General features: G+C 55.7%; 11 protein-coding genes and 2 pseudogenes. 9 read left to right on the top strand and 4 right to left on the bottom strand.

From position 1 onward, the window contains the following. The first annotated feature begins 32 nt into the window (after nucleotides 1-32). Entirely contained in the window at nucleotides 33-1,244 is a 1,212-nt protein-coding gene (locus N8E89_RS01325; protein WP_106662817.1) for an NAD(P)/FAD-dependent oxidoreductase, read from the top strand. A 2-nt stretch (nucleotides 1,245-1,246) separates the two neighbouring features. On the opposite strand, the gene N8E89_RS01320 is transcribed toward N8E89_RS01325, so the two are convergent. The 3 genes from N8E89_RS01320 to N8E89_RS01310 are packed head-to-tail and all read right to left on the bottom strand — an operon-like array spanning nucleotide 1,247 to nucleotide 5,098. After that, nucleotides 1,247-1,834 (bottom strand): sarcosine oxidase subunit gamma, encoded by a 588-nt coding sequence (locus tag N8E89_RS01320; RefSeq protein ID WP_106662818.1) that lies wholly within the window; start codon nucleotides 1,832-1,834, stop codon nucleotides 1,247-1,249. Next, a complete protein-coding gene (locus N8E89_RS01315; RefSeq protein WP_262260917.1) occupies nucleotides 1,827-4,814 on the bottom strand; it encodes a sarcosine oxidase subunit alpha family protein in 2,988 nt (995 codons plus the stop codon). Before N8E89_RS01315 ends, N8E89_RS01320 begins: the two co-directional genes overlap by 8 nt. Continuing rightward, complete coding sequence (locus N8E89_RS01310) at nucleotides 4,811-5,098, bottom strand: sarcosine oxidase subunit delta (RefSeq protein ID WP_106662820.1); 288 nt, start codon at nucleotides 5,096-5,098, stop codon at nucleotides 4,811-4,813. Before N8E89_RS01310 ends, N8E89_RS01315 begins: the two co-directional genes overlap by 4 nt. Nucleotides 5,099-5,479: 381 nt before the next feature. On the opposite strand from N8E89_RS01310, the gene N8E89_RS01305 reads away from it, so the two are divergent. The 7 genes from N8E89_RS01305 to N8E89_RS01275 all read left to right on the top strand — a co-directional run bounded on the left by N8E89_RS01305 (nucleotide 5,480) and on the right by N8E89_RS01275 (nucleotide 14,260). Then, nucleotides 5,480-7,888 (top strand): mechanosensitive ion channel family protein, encoded by a 2,409-nt coding sequence (locus N8E89_RS01305; protein ID WP_262260916.1) that lies wholly within the window; start codon nucleotides 5,480-5,482, stop codon nucleotides 7,886-7,888. Nucleotides 7,889-8,009: 121 nt separating this feature from the next. Beyond that, nucleotides 8,010-8,273 carry a hypothetical protein gene (locus tag N8E89_RS01300; RefSeq protein ID WP_106662821.1) on the top strand — a complete coding sequence of 88 codons (264 nt, stop codon included), beginning with the start codon at nucleotides 8,010-8,012 and terminating at the stop codon, nucleotides 8,271-8,273. A gap of 217 nt (nucleotides 8,274-8,490) precedes the next feature. Further along, entirely contained in the window at nucleotides 8,491-9,930 is a 1,440-nt protein-coding gene (locus tag N8E89_RS01295; RefSeq protein WP_262260915.1) for a UbiA family prenyltransferase, read from the top strand. Then, nucleotides 9,927-11,249, top strand: coding sequence for an FAD-binding oxidoreductase (locus N8E89_RS01290; RefSeq protein WP_262260913.1), 1,323 nt, complete (start codon nucleotides 9,927-9,929; stop codon nucleotides 11,247-11,249). The genes N8E89_RS01295 and N8E89_RS01290 overlap by 4 nt, the downstream gene beginning before the upstream one ends. A gap of 96 nt (nucleotides 11,250-11,345) precedes the next feature. Then, the gene (locus tag N8E89_RS01285) at nucleotides 11,346-11,774 is read left to right on the top strand and encodes an EamA family transporter (protein WP_113172080.1); all 429 of its coding nucleotides are present in this window, start codon (nucleotides 11,346-11,348) and stop codon (nucleotides 11,772-11,774) included. Between the two features lie 14 nt (nucleotides 11,775-11,788). Further along, a complete protein-coding gene (locus N8E89_RS01280) occupies nucleotides 11,789-12,799 on the top strand; it encodes an NAD-dependent epimerase/dehydratase family protein (RefSeq protein WP_106662825.1) in 1,011 nt (336 codons plus the stop codon). 12 nt (nucleotides 12,800-12,811) lie between these two features. Next, the gene (locus tag N8E89_RS01275) at nucleotides 12,812-14,260 is read left to right on the top strand and encodes an aspartate aminotransferase family protein (protein WP_262260912.1); all 1,449 of its coding nucleotides are present in this window, start codon (nucleotides 12,812-12,814) and stop codon (nucleotides 14,258-14,260) included. A 17-nt stretch (nucleotides 14,261-14,277) separates the two neighbouring features. Here N8E89_RS01275 and N8E89_RS01270 read toward each other — a convergent pair. Next, nucleotides 14,278-16,003, bottom strand: a pseudogene (locus N8E89_RS01270) (hypothetical protein). Nucleotides 16,004-16,249: 246 nt separating this feature from the next. On the opposite strand from N8E89_RS01270, the pseudogene N8E89_RS01265 reads away from it, so the two are divergent. Further along, nucleotides 16,250-18,767 (top strand): annotated as a pseudogene (locus N8E89_RS01265) (FAD-dependent oxidoreductase). Nucleotides 18,768-18,793 lie beyond the last annotated feature (26 nt).

The raw sequence follows: 18,793 nt of genomic DNA, 5'->3' as shown, positions 1-18,793 counted from the left end.
AATGTCAACTGCCTCCGACTTCGGGACCTTTCATGATAACACAGCATCGGGACTTAAGGAGCGGCCGACCTGTTTGGCTCGGTCGACCGGCCTCCCGTGTCAAGATTGACCTGCTCTCTGATGATATCGAAACCGATATCGCAATTGTTGGCGCCGGGATAAGCGGCGCGCTGATGGCTGAAAGCTTGAGCGAGGCCGGATTCAGGGTTTCGATCTTCGATCGCCGCGAGCCAGTCACAGGATCGACACCGGCCAGCACCGCCCTCCTGCAGTTCGAAATCGACACACCTTTACATCAGCTTGCACGACAAATTGGTCTCAAGGATGCTGAGCGAGCGTGGCGCCGCTCGAAGCTTGCTGTGGATGCACTGCGCGAGCGGACGCGTGAGCTGAAGATCGCCTGCGAGATGAGAAACAGGAATTCGCTTTACCTTGCCGGCGACCTTCTCGACGAGAAAGGCTTGCAGAAAGAATTTCTGGCGCGCCGCCGGGCGGGCTTCGAAACGAAGTTTCTAGATCAAGACGAACTGAAGACCAGATTCCGCATCGATCGCGAGGCGGCTCTGATGAGCTTCGGCAATATCGAGGCAAACCCGCGTAAACTGGCCCTTGGATATCTGCGCGCGGCGATAGAACGCGACGCGAAAATTTATTCGCCTGTCGATGTCATATCGATCGAGCCAAGGTCTCGCGACGTGCTCGCCACGACCCGGGAAGGGCGGAAAATCCGCTGCAAGTATCTCGTGTCTGCAACGGGGTATGAAATTCCCAAGCAGGTGCCGCAAGAAGGACACGAGATCATCTCCACGTGGGCTCTTGCAACACCACCGCAGAAAGAATGGCTTTGGCCGGAAGGCTGTCTGATCTGGGAAGCGTCCGATCCATATCTCTATATGCGCACTACAGGCGACGGGCGCATTATTGCTGGCGGTGAAGATGAGGAATTCGAGGACGAAGGCGAGCGCGACGCGAAACTCCCCGCAAAGACCAGGGCCATTCTGGAAAAGCTTAAAAAGCTGTTTCCCAAAGTGACTGCGGAAGCGGACTACGCGTGGACAGGTAGTTTCGGTTCCGGTTCCACCGGTCTGCCGACGATAGGATCGATCCCCGGCATGGACCGCTGCTATGCTGTGCTTGGTTATGGCGGAAATGGCATTACATTTTCGATGGTCGCGGCACAGCTCATCCGTGGCCTGATCAACGGAACAGGCGATCCGGACGAGGACTTGTTTGCTTTCAAATAGGTCTATTCGACGCGGTAGCCTACCTCGGCGGCCGCGTGACCCAAGGTCTGCCAGAACGAGCGAGCGAAGGTGCGGAATACATAGATATCGAATGTTTCGTCGTCGATCCGCTGGATGTTGGCGTGAATATCGTGGTGCAGCGTTGCGCGCCCATATGCGATGGGAAATGCATGTTCGGAAAAGTCGATCGCAAAGAGCTTCGACAAAACCCACTCCGAACCTGGTCCGCCGATGCGGATGACGGTGCGGCCATGGGTGAGATCGATCATCGTTCCCAAATCAGATGAAATGGCGGACCGTAGCCGCAATTCAAGATCGGGCGTTGCTCCAACCACAAAATATCGGCCGGGAGCAAATCCGAAGACCGACTTTTCGCCCGCGACGCGGCCAAGACCAGGTTTATTCTGAAGTACAAGACCGGTGGCGCTGCCTATTGCCGTGAGCACTGCAGGTATCGTATCGATCCACGCAGTGACCTGAACGATCGACAGGTTCTTGCGCTCTCGCAAGGTCACGCCAACGCCTGCAGCGGCATTGCCGTGATCGCCGGGGACGAAGAATGCTCCGAGCGGGGATTGTCGTTCAGCCATGCATCCGGCTCCCTTCTGGATCGAACATGTGGTGGCTGACGATCTCCACCGCGCAATGTTTGTCCCGGAGCAAATCCGTGGCGAAGGCGCGGTTGCCGATCATGGATGTTCCGTGTTTGACCAGCGCCAATGCAATATATTTGCCGAGGGCAGGCGAATAGCAAGCTGCCGTGACATGGCCGAAGCTATCGGCTGGTTCGCGGGGAACTGGATCGGTTACGATGTGACTGCCGCCAGTAATCGATTGATTATCCATCGAAATCAAACCGACAAGGGTAAGCCGGTTTTCGTCCTTGAGCCCCTCGCGGTTAATCATGGCGGAACCGATATAGGGCTTCTTTTTTGACAGCATCCAATCGAGATGCAGATCATGGGCGGTCGTTCTGCCGTCGATTTCAGCACCCGTTACGTGGCCTTTCTCGATGCGCAACGTGCCAAGTGCCTCAAGTCCGTATGGCATTATGTCAAAAGGCTTGCCGGCGGCGAGCAACGCTTCCCACACCCGGGTACCAAATCCGGCACCGCAATAGACTTCGTAGGCAAGTTCGCCAGAAAAGGAGAGGCGGCAAATCATGATGGGAATGCCCTCGATTTTTCCATGGACGATGCCCATGAAGGGCAAGGTCATGTTGTCGACCTTGGTGCCCGTTACACAAGCCTCTAGCACGGCGCGCGCATTCGGACCGGAAACGGCCGATCCGGCCCAGACATCCGTGACTGAAGTCAGATGGACCCGCAAATCCGGCCATATGCAATCGAGGTAGTATTCCAGATGCTGCATGACCGTTCCGGCGTTGGCCGTGGTCGTGGTCATCAGAAACTGTGTCTCGCCAAGGCGCCAAGTCGTGCCGTCGTCAAAGGCGATGCCATCCTCCCGCAGCATCAGTCCATAGCGAGCCTTTCCGACGGGCAGGGTAGAAAACATGTTGGTATAGACCCGGTCGAGAAGTTCGGCAGCATCCGGGCCCTGGATATCGATCTTGCCAAGCGTGGAAACGTCGACAATGCCAACGCTCTGCCGAACGGCCCGCGCTTCGCGGATATAGGCCTGCTCGACAGTTTCTCCATGACTGCCGTAGATCATCGGGCGATGCCAAAGCCCCGCCTCATAAGTTTTTGCGCCATTTGCCAGATGCCAGTCGTGCATGGGTGTCAATCGGTGCGGACGCAGATCGCCGTAACGCTCGCCCGCAAGGACGCCGAGGGAGACCGGGGTGAAAGGAGGACGAAATCGCGTCGTGCCCGCCTCTGGGATCGATATACCACGAACGTCCGCCATGATGGCGAGGCCGGGAACATTCGAGGTCTTGCCCTGATCAGTAGCCATGCCGAGCGTGGTGTAACGTTTCAGATGCTCCACTGAATGGAAACCCTCGCGATAGGCGAGGCGGATATCGTCAGCGGTGACATCATGCTGAAAATCGACAAACGCTTTTTGCGATTTGACGGAAGGTTCGATCTCGAAGACCGGGGCGGGTGAGGCATCCAGCATCGGCGCTTCGACCTGAGGAAGGACAAGCCGGCTTTTGGCGGAACCCTTGGTCGCAGCATCGGACAGCACGCTGATCGTGTCCATATATCCGGCAGCCGAGCCTGTGGTTACCCAGTTCTGGTTTGGCTCCGGCGGCAGAAAGGCTTGCAAATCCTCATCCCATTCGGGTTTGCCGCCTGCCTGGCTCGCCAAATGGATGGCAGGAGACCAGCCACCCGAGACACCAAGGCAGTCAGTCCTGATCTCGCGGGGGGCGCCCGAAACCCGGCCAGTCCCGGCGTTGAAATGCTGAACCGTGATTGAGCTGAGTGCCTTGCCCGCATGCGTACCCGTGACGGCATGCCCAAGGAGCAGTTCGGCCCCGGCGACGCTGGCGATATCACGGCACGCACCAGACACATCGGCGCGCACGTCTACGATCGCCGCAATTTTGACGCCAGCAAGCGACAGCGCGCGCGCAGCATCGTAAGCGCTATCGTTATTGGTAAAGAGCGTGACATTGTTGCCAGCGGCAACGCCGTATTCGGTTGCATAGCGACGCACCGCATCGGCAAGCATTACACCCGGACAATCATTGCCGGGGAAGACGATCGGGCGCTCGAACGCGCCGGTTGCCAGAATGGTCTTGCCGGCGCGAATGATCCAATGGCGCTGACGCGGTTGGCCTTTCGTCCGGTTCGGCTTGAAATCGGATACACGTTCGACGGCGGTGAGGACGTTGCCGTCATAATAGCCCCAGACTGAGGTACGCGTCAGAAACCTGACGTTCGGCAGGTCCGCAAGGCCCGCAGCCTTTTCACGTGCCCAAACGGCAGGGTTGCGCCCATCGATCAATTCGCCGGATGCGAGCAGGGACCCTCCGGCGATGGGCCTTTCTTCCGCGATGATGACCCTTGCCCCTGTTGTGGCAGCCGCTTCAGCCGCGATCAGACCCGCAGGACCGCTGCCGACGACAAGAACGTCGCAGAAAGCATTCATTCGTTCATAACGATCCGGATCAGGCGCGGTGCCAGCCTTACCCAGACCGGCCGCTCTGCGAATGAATTTTTCGCAGAACATCCAGAATGCGGTGTTCTTAAAGGGACCGATCGCCGGCCCCATGAAGGTCTTGTAGTAGAACCCCGCCGAGAAAAGCGGCCCCGCGAGCTGGTTTGCTGCCATGAAGTCATGTTCCAGCGACGGAAAGCGATTTTGGCTCAGCGCTACCAGACCGTCGTAAATCTCCAGTTCTGTTGCGCGCATATTGGGCTCGCGCACATCGCCTGACATCACGGTAACGAGTGCATTCGGTTCATCGCTACCCGCGGCGAACACACCTCGAGGCCGATGATATTTGAATGAACGTCCGAAAAGAGTAATGCCATTGGCCAGCAGTGCCGACGCAAGCGTATCTCCCTGATGGCCGCCGTAAGCCTTGCCATCGAATGAAAACCTGACCGATTTGGAACGATCGATGCGTCCGCCCCTGGATAGCCGCGAGCCCGTCATGCCCGCCCACCGTCGTTGATAGAGGCGGCTACGTCCCGTGCCAAAGCAACCGACGAAATCGCATGGGAAGACATGTCGCGCGTGACGACGAGATGCTGACGGCAGCCGCCCCCGTGCAGCCAGAACTCGCGGTGGGAGCCGCCCGTGTTGGTCCGGTCATAGACGTAAGCGTTCCAGGCAGCCTGGTCGGTCGATGCCGGTTCGGGCCGTTTTCGTGTTGCATCGCCCTGATAGATGAATTCTATGACGTCGCGTGGTCCGCAATAGGGGCATTTGATGATCATGGTCTCATTATCTCAAGGCGAATCGGTTCACTGGCTATACGGTATATTCGACGTTCTGTTTTCTGGAGAGCCAGTGAACAGATTGTGCTGGAATTGGTCAAGACAGGTGCAGATCGACGGCGGGCAGTCTGTTCTTTCAAAAGCTGTCCATCCCCATGAATCATGATAACCCTTCTACCATGCTATTGTCAGAACACTGGCGCGATCACCAGGAAAGCGGCGATCAGTATCATTGGGCCGACTTGTACCGGCACCGAAAGTAAAAAGTGCCTTGATTGTGCCGACATGAACGGGCAAGTCGAGAGATGAAAACTATTCGTACATGGATTTGAACCTGTGATTTCTCCTTTCCTCCGGCAGATATTGCTTACGATTGCAGCCGTGTTGATTCTGGCTGCCCCCGTTCGCATGGCGGCCGCGCAAACTCCGGCACCCGGGCAAGTGCAGGCTCCGGTATCGGGTATTGTCGCTGAACAGCGCCCCGCGATCGATGCCTTGAAAAAGCAGATCGCCGATTATGAACAGAAGAAGGACCAGGCCGATACCGACGCAGCGTTGGCTGATCTGCGCCTCAATCTGGAAGGCACTGCAAAGAAACTGCTGGAGATCGGCGTCTCGTTCAGGCCGCGTATCACCGAAATCAATTCGCGCCTCGAGCAACTGGGACCTCCACCGGCGCAGGGACAGCCGCCCGAAGCGCAGGTCGTAACCGATGAGCGGATGCGGCTGACAACTGAAAAAGCCGAAATCAATGCCGTCCTTGGCGAGACGGAAGATCAGTTGATCGAAGTCAACAAGATGATCGATTCCATTGTCGATGCGCGGCGCGAACTTTTTGCCGACACGCTTTCACAGCGAGTGGACATCAACTACTCGCTCGGAACTGAAATCATCACCGCCTATGGTCAAGAACTGCAGTCGATGAATCAGCTGATTTCGTCGTGGTGGCGTTTCGTTGTGTCGTTCAAATGGCAATCAATGCTGGCAGCAACTTTCTTCGCGGTCATTGCCGCGCTTGTCCTGCTGATCGGCGGGCAACGGACGCTGGGCCACCTCTATCTGCGAGACGCGAAGATTGAATCGCCGTCCTATTTGAGCCGTTTGGCGGTGGCCTTCTGGTCGACGCTTATGCGGTCGCTGACCGTCGTTGTCTTTCTCGCGACAACCTATCTGTTTCTCGGCTATTTTAACGTGTTGCGTCCGGATATCGCTTCCCTGTTCTACATGCTCTTTTGCGTGATCGGCATAGTCTATTTCGTTCACGCGCTGGCCCAGGCGGTAATCTGTCCCGGAGCGCCCAACTGGCGCCTGGTGCGCGTCGCGCCAAGGCCCGGACGTATCCTGATGGTTTTGATTACGGCCACGGCAACCATGACCGGGCTGGATTACATCGCGGATACGATCAACCAGATTGCCGCGTCGCCATTGTCGTTGACCGTGGCCAAGAGCCTCGTCGCTACTGTCCTGGTCGGGCTGCTCATTATCGCGATGGCTTTCCTGAAACCGCTGGAAGATGAGGAGACAGGAAAGACCAAGCCGTGGCCAAGGGCGATGCGGATATTCCTCTTCACCATTGGGTTTGTTCCCATCATTGCAGCGCTGTTCGGTTACATTGGCTTTGCGCGTTTTGTATCTCAGCAAATCGTCATCAATGGCGCCGTCGTTGTCACGATGTATCTGGGTTTTCTCACTGCCCGGGCCGTATCTGATGAGAATGCACTTGCAGGGACCAAACTCGGACGGGCCGTGCAGACGCGCTTCGGCATGGATGAAACAACGCTGGACCAACTCGGGCTGGTGGCCAGCATTGTCATCAATGTATTTGTCGTTCTCTTTGGTATTCCGATCATACTGCTTCTCTGGGGATTCCAGTGGAGCGAGATGTCGGCATGGTTCCTGACGATCGCTACAGGCTTTCAGATCGGCTCCGTCAATATTTCGCTGGTCGCCATCGCGATCGGTATTTTGCTGTTCGCCCTGTTCTATTTCTTTACCCGTTGGTTCCAGGGATGGCTCGACAACAGAGTCATGGCCCGGGGCAAGCTTGATTCAGGCGTGCGCAATTCTATTCGCACAGCCGTTGGATATCTGGGTTTAGGCATCGCCGGCGTCATAGGTGTTTCGGCTGCGGGGATTAATCTTTCCAGTCTGGCGCTCGTTGCCGGTGGTCTTTCGCTCGGTATCGGCTTTGGCATGCAAGCGATTGTATCGAACTTTGTTTCCGGTCTTATCTTGCTTGCGGAGCGTCCTTTCAAGGTAGGGGACTGGATAGAGACAGGTGGCGTCGGCGGTATCGTCAAGAAAATCAGTGTCCGCGCCACCGAAGTGGAAACATTTCAGCGGCAGTCCCTTATCATTCCGAATTCGTCATTCATCAATGGCAGCGTCGGGAACTGGACTCATCGCAACAAGCTGGGACGTGTCGACATTCCGATCGGCGTGTCGCACAAAGTGGACCCACGCCGTGTTCACGCGATCCTGATGGATATCGCCCGAGGTCACCCGCTCGTATTGAAGAATCCAGAACCTTTTGTGGCTTTTAAATCCATAGTCAATGCAGCAATGGAATTCGAAATACGCGTCCATCTCGCAGATCTTTCCAACTCCGGTACCGTTCAAAATGAAATCCGCTTCACCCTGATTGACCGCTTTGCCGAAGAAGGGATCGAAATGCCCCATCCGCAACAGGACGTGAATCTTCAAATTGACGATGCAGAGGCAGTTATCGAACTGCTGACCAACCGGGTGAAGTCCGAACTGGCCGCGGAAACGAAGAAGTTGAGATCCTGATATAGACTGAGGGAAAACAACGAGGCGTTCAGTTGCTGTTCAGTTTGATGCCGCTATAACTGTTATTGAAAAGGGCGGTTGGGCTCTTGTTAACAGGGGCGGTGGAGACACCGGGTAAGAAATGAACAAGTTTGCTGTTGCTGTTCTTCTGAGCGTCATCTTTGCTGGACCGGCATTTGCTGCCAGCGTCAAGAACGATGAAGCGAGTGCCCAGACCCTTGTTGTCACCGAGGGTTCGAGCAAGACTGAATTGCAGGTTGGCGCCGGTGAAACGGTTGAGTTCTGCAATAGCGGTTGCTTTGTTACATTTCCCAATGGGGACCGCGAAGCGTTGACGGGCGGTGAAACTGTTGAAATCAAGGGCGGGAAAGTCTCGATCAAATAATCTACCTGTTTGCCCCGGCGAAAAGTTCACGGGCCGGCTGAATTCATTTCAGCCGGTTTTTAATTATTCATTCACTGTCGATACTCTTTTCCAAACTATTAATCGCGGCACGCATTGAGGTTCACCCTTCATTTTTACTTTCCCGGTAAGTCATCCGCTGATAGGCAATTAATATTGCTGGCGTCGAGTGGGAAAATGACTTCAGGGACGTGTTGTGGTGGATGCTCAGTCAGAAAATAAGGCAATCGATCTCGTAGTAGATCTTGATGGCACACTGATTGCCACTGATCTTCTATGGGAAAGTACCTTCCAGCTGCTCAAACAGAATATGCTGTATCTTTTCCTTTTGCCGATATGGGCTCTGACAGGAAAAGGATATCTCAAGCATCAGATATCGCTTCGTGTGGCAATCGATCCGACCGTGCTTCCATATAGGGGAGATTTCATTGCCTACCTGCGCGAGGAACACAGAAAGGGGCGCCGCCTGGTGCTCGCGACGGGAGCGGCCCGCAGGTTTGCCGAAAGCATAGCTGCGCATCTTGGTTTTTTTGATGCAGTCTATGCAACCGATGGAACCCGCAATCTGACATCCGCCCACAAGACCAAATTTCTACTTGAAACCTTTGGCAACGTTAAGTTCGCCTATGCGGGAAACAGCAAGGCAGACGTCCCCGTGTTCAACGCGGCGAGCGAAGCTGTCGTTGTTGCGCCGGACCGAGCCGCGGCAAAGTGGCAGCGTGCGCATTCGGCCCGGCTGTTCGAGGCGCCGAAAACCAATTGGAAGACTTTTTTCAAGATGCTGCGTGCGCATCAATGGATGAAGAATACCCTGATCTTCGTTCCGGTCATACTCGATCATGAGATCATGAACTGGAGCATTTTGCGCGATGCAGTCGTTGCATTCCTTGCATTTTCTGCAGCTGCGTCGGCAATCTATATCGTCAACGATCTGTTTGACCTCCCGCTGGATCGCCAGCATGCCCGCAAGAGAAACCGGGCGTTTGCCAGCGGAGCATTTTCCATTGCCTTTGGTCTGAAAGTGTCCGTCTGGCTGCTCATCCTGGCCGGACTGCTTGCTGCTCAACTGCATTGGATATTTGCTGCGGTGCTGGGGGCATATCTCATTACCACCACGGCCTATTCATTGTCATTGAAGCGAATGTTGCTCATCGACGTTTTGACGCTCGCGGGCCTTTATACACTGCGCATCCTGGCTGGAGCCGCCGCCACCCAGATTGAAGGATCATTCTGGCTATTGGCCTTCTCCTCGTTCTTCTTTCTATCGCTGGCTCTCGTCAAGCGTTACGTCGAACTGCAAAATACGGCTCTGGTTGAAAAGAGCCGCATCGCAGGCAGAGGATACCGCCAAGCCGATCGGGAAGTGGTCGCCCAATGTGGCGTCGCATCAGCTTTTGCCGCTGCGACAGTTCTCGCGCTCTATGTCAACAGCGATGCGGTGGTCAGTCTTTATTCCTACCCATGGATGATCTGGCCACTGTGTCCTATCGTGCTCTATCTGAATATCCGCATCTGGATCCTGGCACATCGGAACGAGATGCATGACGATCCCGTCGTCTTCATCATTTCCGACTGGCGCAGCCAAATGGTGATCGCTATTGGCGCCGCATTGCTGCTCTATGGCGGCATGCGTTCGTGATCAGTACTTACGACAGTTTCGGGCTGATCGACCGGCGCTCGCGTGCCTCGATTTCGCTTGACGCCGCGCGACAGGTCTTCGAGCATGGAAATCCACAGCCGGGCAGCTTCTTGCCATTCGGCAATGGCAAGTCTTATGGCGACAGCTGCCATAATGATCATGGTACGCTGGTTGACATGCGGCGCAGCGATGGACTCGTTTCGTTCGATCCGCAGACCGGTCTGCTGGTGGCGGAAGCCGGTATCCTGCTTTCAGAAATCCTCACGATAGCCGCGCCGCTTGGGTACTTCCTGCCGGTAACGCCCGGTACGCGTTTCGTTACGCTCGGTGGTGCCATTGCCAATGACGTTCATGGCAAGAACCACCATCGCCGTGGCACATTCGGCCATCATGTCGAGCGGTTCGATTTATTGAAATCCGATGGTTCGGTCGTGCCGTGCTCCGCAGCGATGAATTCCGGATTATTTGCCGCGACCATCGGCGGCCTTGGCCTTACCGGTATTATCCTGTCCGCCAGTATCCGGTTGATGAAAGTCACGTCGCTGGATGTGATGGAACGGATACAAGCCTTCGCCTCACTTGATGAGTATTTCGATCTCGCGCCCCAGGCCGACATTGATAATGAATATGCTGTCGCCTGGGTAGATCAGCTTCAGGCAGGAGCCAGCGCAGGACGCGGTGTCCTGATTACGGGAAACCACGCGGATAACGGAAATTTCAAGGTCGGGACAAAGGCATCGAGGCTTGGTGTGCCGTTCGATCTTCCTGTCTCGGCGTTGAACCGTCCGAGCCTGAGGCTTTTCAATGGCGCCTACTATCACTTGAAGGGCCGAAAACACGAGCCGCATCTTTGCGACTATCAGACGTTTTTTTACCCGCTTGATCAGATTTCCAATTGGAACAGACTTTATGGACGCAGGGGCCTCTACCAGCATCAGAGCGTGATCCCTGAAGCACAGGCTCGACTCGTCATACCGCAAATGCTTGCTGCAACACGCGAGGCTGGGCAAAATTCGTTCCTGACCGTGCTCAAACGCTTCGGCGCGATCACCTCACCGGGTTTCATGTCGTTTCCGCGGCCCGGCTATACTTTGACCGTGGACTTCCCCAACCGCGGCACCCGCACCCTGGCATTGCTGCAACGTCTCGATCAGATGACGGTCCAAGCCGGAGGGCGGGTGAACCCCTACAAGGATCAGCGGATGGGTGCTGCAGTTTTCAAGGCTGGCTTCCCGGCATGGAGAAGGCTGGAAAAGGAGCGTGATCCGGCATTCATTTCCAATTTCTGGGCGCGAACTGCGTTATCGCAGGAGAATTAGGCGAATGCGTCAGGTGCTTCAAATTTTAGCAATGTGCTTGGTGTCTTTTCAACGCTGGGTTGTTATTGGGTCAATGAGCTAAAGGACCGATCTGACATGACAAAGTATATTCCATTCATCCTGTTTACGGTCATGACCAATGCGGCGGCGCAAGTCATGCTCAAGTACGGCATGATCACACTGGGACCGGTCAGTTTCAGTATGGACACCATCATCCAGCGGATATTCCAGATTATTTTCAATCCGTGGGTTTTTGCTGGATTGGTCATGTTCGTGATCTCCATGGCGTCGCACCTATACGTGCTCTCCAAGGTCGATCTCTCCTTCGCCTATCCTTTCCTGAGCCTAGCTTATGTTGCAGTCGCTCTGTTTGCATGGCTGGTCTTCAAGGAAGAACTGGGGGCGTACAAAATTGCGGGTATTGCCTTCATCATGGTTGGAACAGTCCTGATCGCTCAAAGTGGCCGCCATGCAACGGCAGGGCCGAGTGAACAGACACCGCCAGCAACCACAACATCGTCATGAGTGAGTCCTAATCGATGAGACATATTATATTTGGTGGCGATGGTTTTGTGGGGCGGCATCTAGCGCCAAAACTCGTCGCGGATGGTGAAGAGGTTATCGTCGCCGATATCGTGAAAAGCGATCTGGCTCACTATGGCGACGTGAATTTCGTCAGATGCGATGTCACGGAGCCAGCGTCCATCGCTGCTGTCGGCATCACGGCCGATGACGTGGTATACAACCTGTCAGCCAAGATGCTCTCGCCTCTGCAAGTGCGGTCGAAGCGGCATGATTTCTTCTTTCCAGTCAACTACTTCGGTACCGAAAACATCATCAAGGCAATGGATGGGGCCGGTGCCAGGAAGCTGGTCCATTACACGACCGACATGATCTACGGCCACACCTTTGTCTGGCCACAAACCGAAGAACACCCTGCTGCACCGCTTGGTGAGTACGGTTTGTCGAAACTCAAGACCGAGGAATTGGCGGCAGAGTGGCGCGAACGCGGGATGAATATTTCACTGTTCCGTCCCCGGTTGATCATAGGACCCGGTCGCCTCGGAATTCTCGAAAAGCTCTTCAAGCTCATTGATTTCAACCTGCCGGTGCCAATGATCGGCTCGGGCAAGAATCCCTATCAGTTTATTTCCGTCTTCGACTGTGCCGAGGCCGCGCGTGCCGCCTGGAAAGCCGGTGTGCCGAATGAGGCATACAACCTGGGTTCGCTCAACCCTCCGCCTGTCCGTAAACTGCTCGGCGATCTGGTGAAGTTTGCTGGATCAAAATCGATCCTGCTGCCGACGCCGGCATGGGCGGTGAAGCGGACACTGGACTTCTTCGATTGGGCGAACATGCCGATCATGGATCCGGAGCAATACCTGATTGCGGACGAGATGTGCGTGCTGGATGTGTCGAAAGCGGAACGTCAGCTTGGCTGGAGACCGCAATATCGCGACGAAGACATGCTGATCGCGGCATACAAGGAATATCGCAACAAGAAAGACGGCAATACCGTACAGCAACCATCGTCCATAGCGGCGGAATAACGGGGAATGGCGATGAACAAGGTGACAACGGCGGCGATGCAGCACCAGACGGTGCAGGGACTGATCAGCAAGCCGGATCTGCTTACGGTCGAAGATGCAAAGGTGATGTCGCTGCCGCGCATGACCGAGATTTTCACCAAGCATCTCAATCCGGGCCAGCTGCATTTCATGAAGCTGCTTGGTTTTCACAAGGTGAAGATCGAGCGCGCCGATGGCATGTATTATTATGACCAGAACGGCCGCGCCATCCTTGATTTCTTCGGCGGTTTTGGTTCGCTCGCTTTTGGCCACAATCATCCGCGGATCGTTGAAGCACGCAAGAAATTCCAGGATGAGAAGCGTCAGGAGATCGCCATCGCCTTCATGTCGCAATATGCGAGCGCCCTTGCGTACAATCTGGCAGCCTGTTCACCGGGCGATCTCGACATGGTGTTCCTGGGCTCTTCCGGCTCGGAAGCGATGGAAGCGGCGATCAAGGTTGCGGAGCGCGCCGCGGGACCGAAGAAGCCGAAGATCGTGTATGCGGAGAATTCCTTTCACGGCAAAACCAAGGGTGTGTTGTCGATCACCGACGGCCAGCTCTATCGCGGCGATTTCAAGCTCGTCGACAATACCGTTCGTGTTCCATTCGGCGATATTGACGCTATTGAAAATGCCTTCCGCTCCGATCCTGAAATCGGTGTGATCGTGCTGGAAACCATCCAGGGCGGCGGCGGCATTATCCAGGCGCCGAACGAATTTTGGCAGAAGTTGCGGGCGCTGTGCGATCAGTACGGCGTGTTGTGGGTAGCTGACGAGGTCCAATGCGGTTTTGGCCGGTCTGGCAGATTCTATGCCTTCGAACATGCCGGCGTTGTCCCCGATGTGACCGCTTTGGCTAAATCGCTTGGTGGCGGCAAGGCTGCTGTCGGTGCGATGATCGCCCGGCGTGAGGTTTATATGAAGGCCTATGGCACGCCGAAGACGGCGATGATCCATGCCATGGCCACTTTCGGCGGTATTGGCGAAGCCTGTGCAACGTCGATAGAAGCGATCAATATCCTTTACGACGATCATCTGATCGACAACGCCGCTACGACAGGTGACTACCTGTTGCAAAGGCTGGAAGAGCTTAAAGCCAAGTATCCGGCCATGATCAAGGATGTACGCGGCAAAGGTCTGATGGTTGGCCTGGAATTCCATGACTTTTCCAAGACCGTGCCGGTCGTGCTGCGTCCGGTTCTGGCTGTGCTCGACGACAAGCTGAAAGGCTCGCTGCCTGGCTTTATCGGCAGCCATCTCCTGCGCGACCATGGTGTGCTAGTCGCCTTCACCGAGTATAATCGCAATGTGGTGCGCCTTGAACCACCGCTCATTTGCGGACGGGACCATGTCGACGACTTCATCAAGGCGCTGGACGAGGTGCTTTCGCGTGGGATCGTGCGCATTGTCAAGGACTTCGTCAAGGCGCAGGTGAAGTAGGCCGGGACACTTGCGTTTTATTGTCCGGCAAGCTTGATGTCTGACCGGATTAGCAGATCCCAACAATCGTCGAGCTTGACCACCTTCCGGTCGGAAAGCGCTTTCTCGTAGATGCGCTGCAGAGAAAGACGCGCGCTTGTCGTCGGGCAGGAGGGGCGCAAAACGCCATCGGTAGCGCGAAAAGATGCTTCCTCTTCAGCTGTCAGACTACCGACCGTGCGAAAAGGATCAGCACCGATCTGGATGTTCCTTGGTGCATCCCGATCCAGAATCCAGGGAAACGGGTTGACGAAGTCCAGCGTCATCAGTGTGTTCAGCCGGACGCCGTTATCGCTTTCGAACTGCTTGATGGCTTTCACTACACGGTCTGCCGAGATGACCCAGTACATTTGATAGTCGAGTTCGGAATAAAGCTGCCAGCTCGGCAATTGATCCTGTTGCGCAAGTTGGCGGTAGGCGCCCGGGTTCTGCGCATAGTGTAATTCCAGCAGCTCGGCACGATCCATTAGGTCCCTGCGGGTTGAAACGAGGGCCATGGTTTTGACGTCGGTCACCGGCGCGGCCACATAGGTTGGCGCGACGGCAATAAAGCGCAGCGTACCGTGCAGAACTTTGGTGACCGTCGGGATCGCCGTGAAGGCGACGAGACAATAGATTATCAACCGGTGCTTTTCGGTCAGCACGGAAGTCTTGAGCAACATTGCCAGCAGCACGGGCCAAAGGAAGATGAACTCCTGACTGCCGGTATTCTGGGTTTCGAGGAAAATGCCCGCGACGAGTACAACGCCGATCCAAAGCCAATCCCGATCGAAACCCGATGCGAAGCCCTTTGATGTTTCGCTCTGACGTGAGCTGTTCAGGTTTTTCAGAAGAGTGCCTCGATCCAACCAGAACAGGAGCAGGATGAGGGCCCCGGCAGCCAGGATAACGTCGAGCTTGATTGAGAACACCGTCAAAAAGCGGGAAAGAAGAAGGCCTTCATTCATGCCGATCAGCGCCGCGATGCTTTTGAGATAGGCCGATATCATCCCGTGGTTCAGTTCGAGTCCCAAAAGCACCAGGGCAAAAAAGCAGGCCGCAAGCAAGACATGGCGCCACATGAACCGGCCCGCGAGGATTGCGAAAAAGGCCGATAAGCCCGCCCGCGAGAAAACCGGTAATCTTGGTCAGGAAAAGCGCCAGCATTGCCAGCGCGGCGATAACGGCAAGCTTGCGACCGCTTGGCAGAAAGACGAGGGCGCTTGTCAGCACGTAGAGCAGCACCGAGGTGTGCCGATTATAAATGCCAAAACCGTTCACGCCGGGGTAGGAGTGAAAGCTCTGGGTGTTGATCGGACAGAGGGCAAAGATAAGAAAAGGCACGAGGATCGCAAATGCAATCTTGCGGCTCCGCCTGTCGATGTCGGCAATGATCACCGCCATCAACGGGGCTGCAGAGATCAGTCCTGACCACTGTGCGAGAAGGGTGGGCTGACCGCCCGGAAACAGCCTCTGCAGCCAATAGAACTGATAGTATTCCAGTGCGCCAACCGGGGCGAGGAAATCCACTGCGGGGATTTGCCCAAGCTTTATGCGCTGGGCCGCATCAAGATAGATGTAAGTGTCCCAATACATCGGGCCGATTGGCAGGATCAGCGGCAGCGATAACAGCACGCATATCGTGACCAGAACGAGAGCGAGCAAAGCCAGCGGCGAACAAATCAGGGCGTAAGGTCTGGTGATGCCGCTGGAAGGAACTGACATGCTTCTTCGTTTCGATTTCTACGACGTATGAAGACTATCTTTAAGGCCTCAATCCTCCACATTGCGTTAAACTGCCGCTGGAATTTGCTGCGGCTTTCCAGCAAAACACTGTCGTTTTGCCGCGCGTCGCGGCGTGTTTTGGCCATGTCGCAAACAGGCCTTAGCGATAGACACGAGGAACGGCATAGTGCACAAAATCGGCAAGGGCCGTTCCGACCATCGATCGATACCAGAGGATAGAGTGAAATGAAGACTGAGGCGCGTGTTGTCGTTATCGGCGGTGGTGTGGTGGGTGTCTCGACACTCTATCATTTAGCCAAGAAGGGCTGGAGCGATGTTGTTCTGATCGAGCGCAAGGAACTGACATCCGGATCGACCTGGCATGCAGCCGGCCTTTTGCCATTGTTCAACATGAGCTATTCGGTCGGCCAGATACACAAGTATTCGGTCAAATTCTATCAGGAGCTGCAACAGGAAACTGGCATGAATGTCGGCTTCACCAATTGCAGCAATATCCGCCTCGCCCGTACCAAGGACCGCTGGGACGAATATATGTATTATGCCGGTGTTGCGGAGACCATCGGCGTGCCGGTCAAGTTGTTGACACCGGAACAGGTCAAGGAAATCTGGCCGCTGGCGGAAATGGACGGCATTCTCGGGGCAATCCAGCATCCCGAGGATGGCTACATCCAGCCTGCGGACTTGACGCAGGCCCTGGCAAAGGGTGCGCGCGACCGCGGCGCAACGATCTATCGCTACACGGCCGTCCTTGGCATCGAGCAGTTGCCTTCGGGCCAGTGGCTGGTGAAGACCGACAAGGGCGACATCACTGCCGAACACGTCGTGTCGGCAACGGGTAACTTTGCCCGCAAGACCGGCAGGATGGTTGGTCTGGATGTACCCGTCATTCCGGTTGAGCACCAGTATATCGTGACTGAACCGCATCCGGCTATTCTTGAGCGCAAGGCCAAGGGTCTACCGGAAATGGGCGTCCTGCGCGAAAGCGACTCGTCATGGTATATGCGTGAGGAGAACGGTGGCTTGCTGCTCGGACCTTACGAAAAGGGCGCGCCGGTCTGCTATGTCGACGGACCCTCGGATGAGAGCGAGTACGAACTTTTCCAGGAAGATCTCGATCGCCTTGAAATTCATATCGAAACTGCGATAGCTCGTGTTCCGGCATTCGGCGAAGTCGGTATCAAGAAAGTCTACAATGGCGCCATCGCGTACACGCCTGACGGTTCGCCGATCATCGGACCTGCTCCGCGCCTGAAGAATTTCTGGCTGAACGAAGGTCATTCCTTTGGCGTCACCGCAGCCGGCGGTGCCGGCTGGCAGCTGGCGGAATGGATCGTCGAGGGCGAACCGTCCATCGACATGATGGGCGTCGACCCACGCCGGTTCGGCCCCTACGCGACCGAAGGTTATCTGAAGGAAAAGAATGAGGAAGCTTACGCCGAGGTTTTCTCCGTGCATTATCCCGACGAGGAACGCGGCGCGGCGCGCCCGTTGAAGCGTTCCCCATCCTATGATCGTCAGAAGGCACTCGGCGCCGTCTTTGGCACGGTCTATGGCTGGGAACGGGCCAACTGGTTTGCACCTCAGGGCTATGGCCTCGATGTCGCCAAGCTCGACAAGCCAGACGTGATCATGAACCACAATCATCCCAAGCCCGATGCCGATGGCAAGGTCAAGGAACTGTGGTCATTCCGCCGGTCCAACTATTTCGAACATGTTGGCCATGAGATAAAAAACGTGACGAACAACGTCGGTCTTCTCGACATGTCGGCCTTTGCCAAAATGGAAGTTTCCGGTCCGGGTGCTCGCGGCTGGCTGGATTCTGATCCTCGCGAATCGCATCCCGAAGAAACAGGGTCGCATCGCCCTGTGCCACCTTCTGACGCCGCTGGGTGGCGTCCGTTCGGAGTTCACTGTCTACGAATGGGCTCCGGGCAAATTCTACCTCGTGTCTGCGGGTGCCTACGAGAACCACGACCACGACTATCTGCACAAGTTTTTGCCAGCGGATGGTTCGGTAACACTGCGTCCGATCACACAGATGTATGGCGTTCTGGTCCTGGCAGGACCCAAGAGCCGTCAGGTCCTCGAGAAGCTTACCCGCGCGGATCTTTCCAACGAGGCATTCCCTTGGCTCTCTGGCAAGGAAATCAGCGTGGGCACAGCAACTGCACATGCGCTGCGTGTCAACTTCGTTGGCGAGTTGGGCTGGGAGCTGCATCATCCGATCGAACAGCAGAATACCCTCTATGACCTGCTGCTCGAGGCCGGCGCAGAATTCGGCATCAAGCCATTCGGCATCCGCGCGATGACAGCGATGGCCGTTGAAAAATCCTATCGTCTGATCCCTCGCGAATTGTCGATTGAATACAATGCGTTCGAAAGCGGTCTTGATCGTTTCGTTCATCCGAACAAGGGCGAGTTCATCGGCCGGGATGCGGTGGTCAAGGCGCGCGAAGAGGGCTTGAAGTGGAATTTCGTGACCTTGGAGGTGCATGTTCCTGGCGTCTCCGATGTCGATGCGCGCGGAAGTGAGCCGATCTACTTCAAGGGAGAACTGATTGGCCGCGCTACCCATGGCGGCTATGGCTGGCGCCTTGGCAAGAGCCTCGCCCTGGCCATGGTAAAGCCCGACTATTCCGCACTCGGTACTGAACTTGAGATTAAAATCCTCGGCAAGACACACAAGGCAACCGTTATTCCTGAGTCGCCGTTCGATACCGAAAACGAGCGCTTGAAAGCTTAAAGCGCCGCGCTCATTCAAACTTGATG

The organism is Phyllobacterium sp. A18/5-2, assembly GCF_025452215.1.
GTDB lineage: Bacteria > Pseudomonadota > Alphaproteobacteria > Rhizobiales > Rhizobiaceae > Phyllobacterium > Phyllobacterium sophorae.
This window is presented reverse-complemented; position numbering and strand designations above follow the sequence as displayed.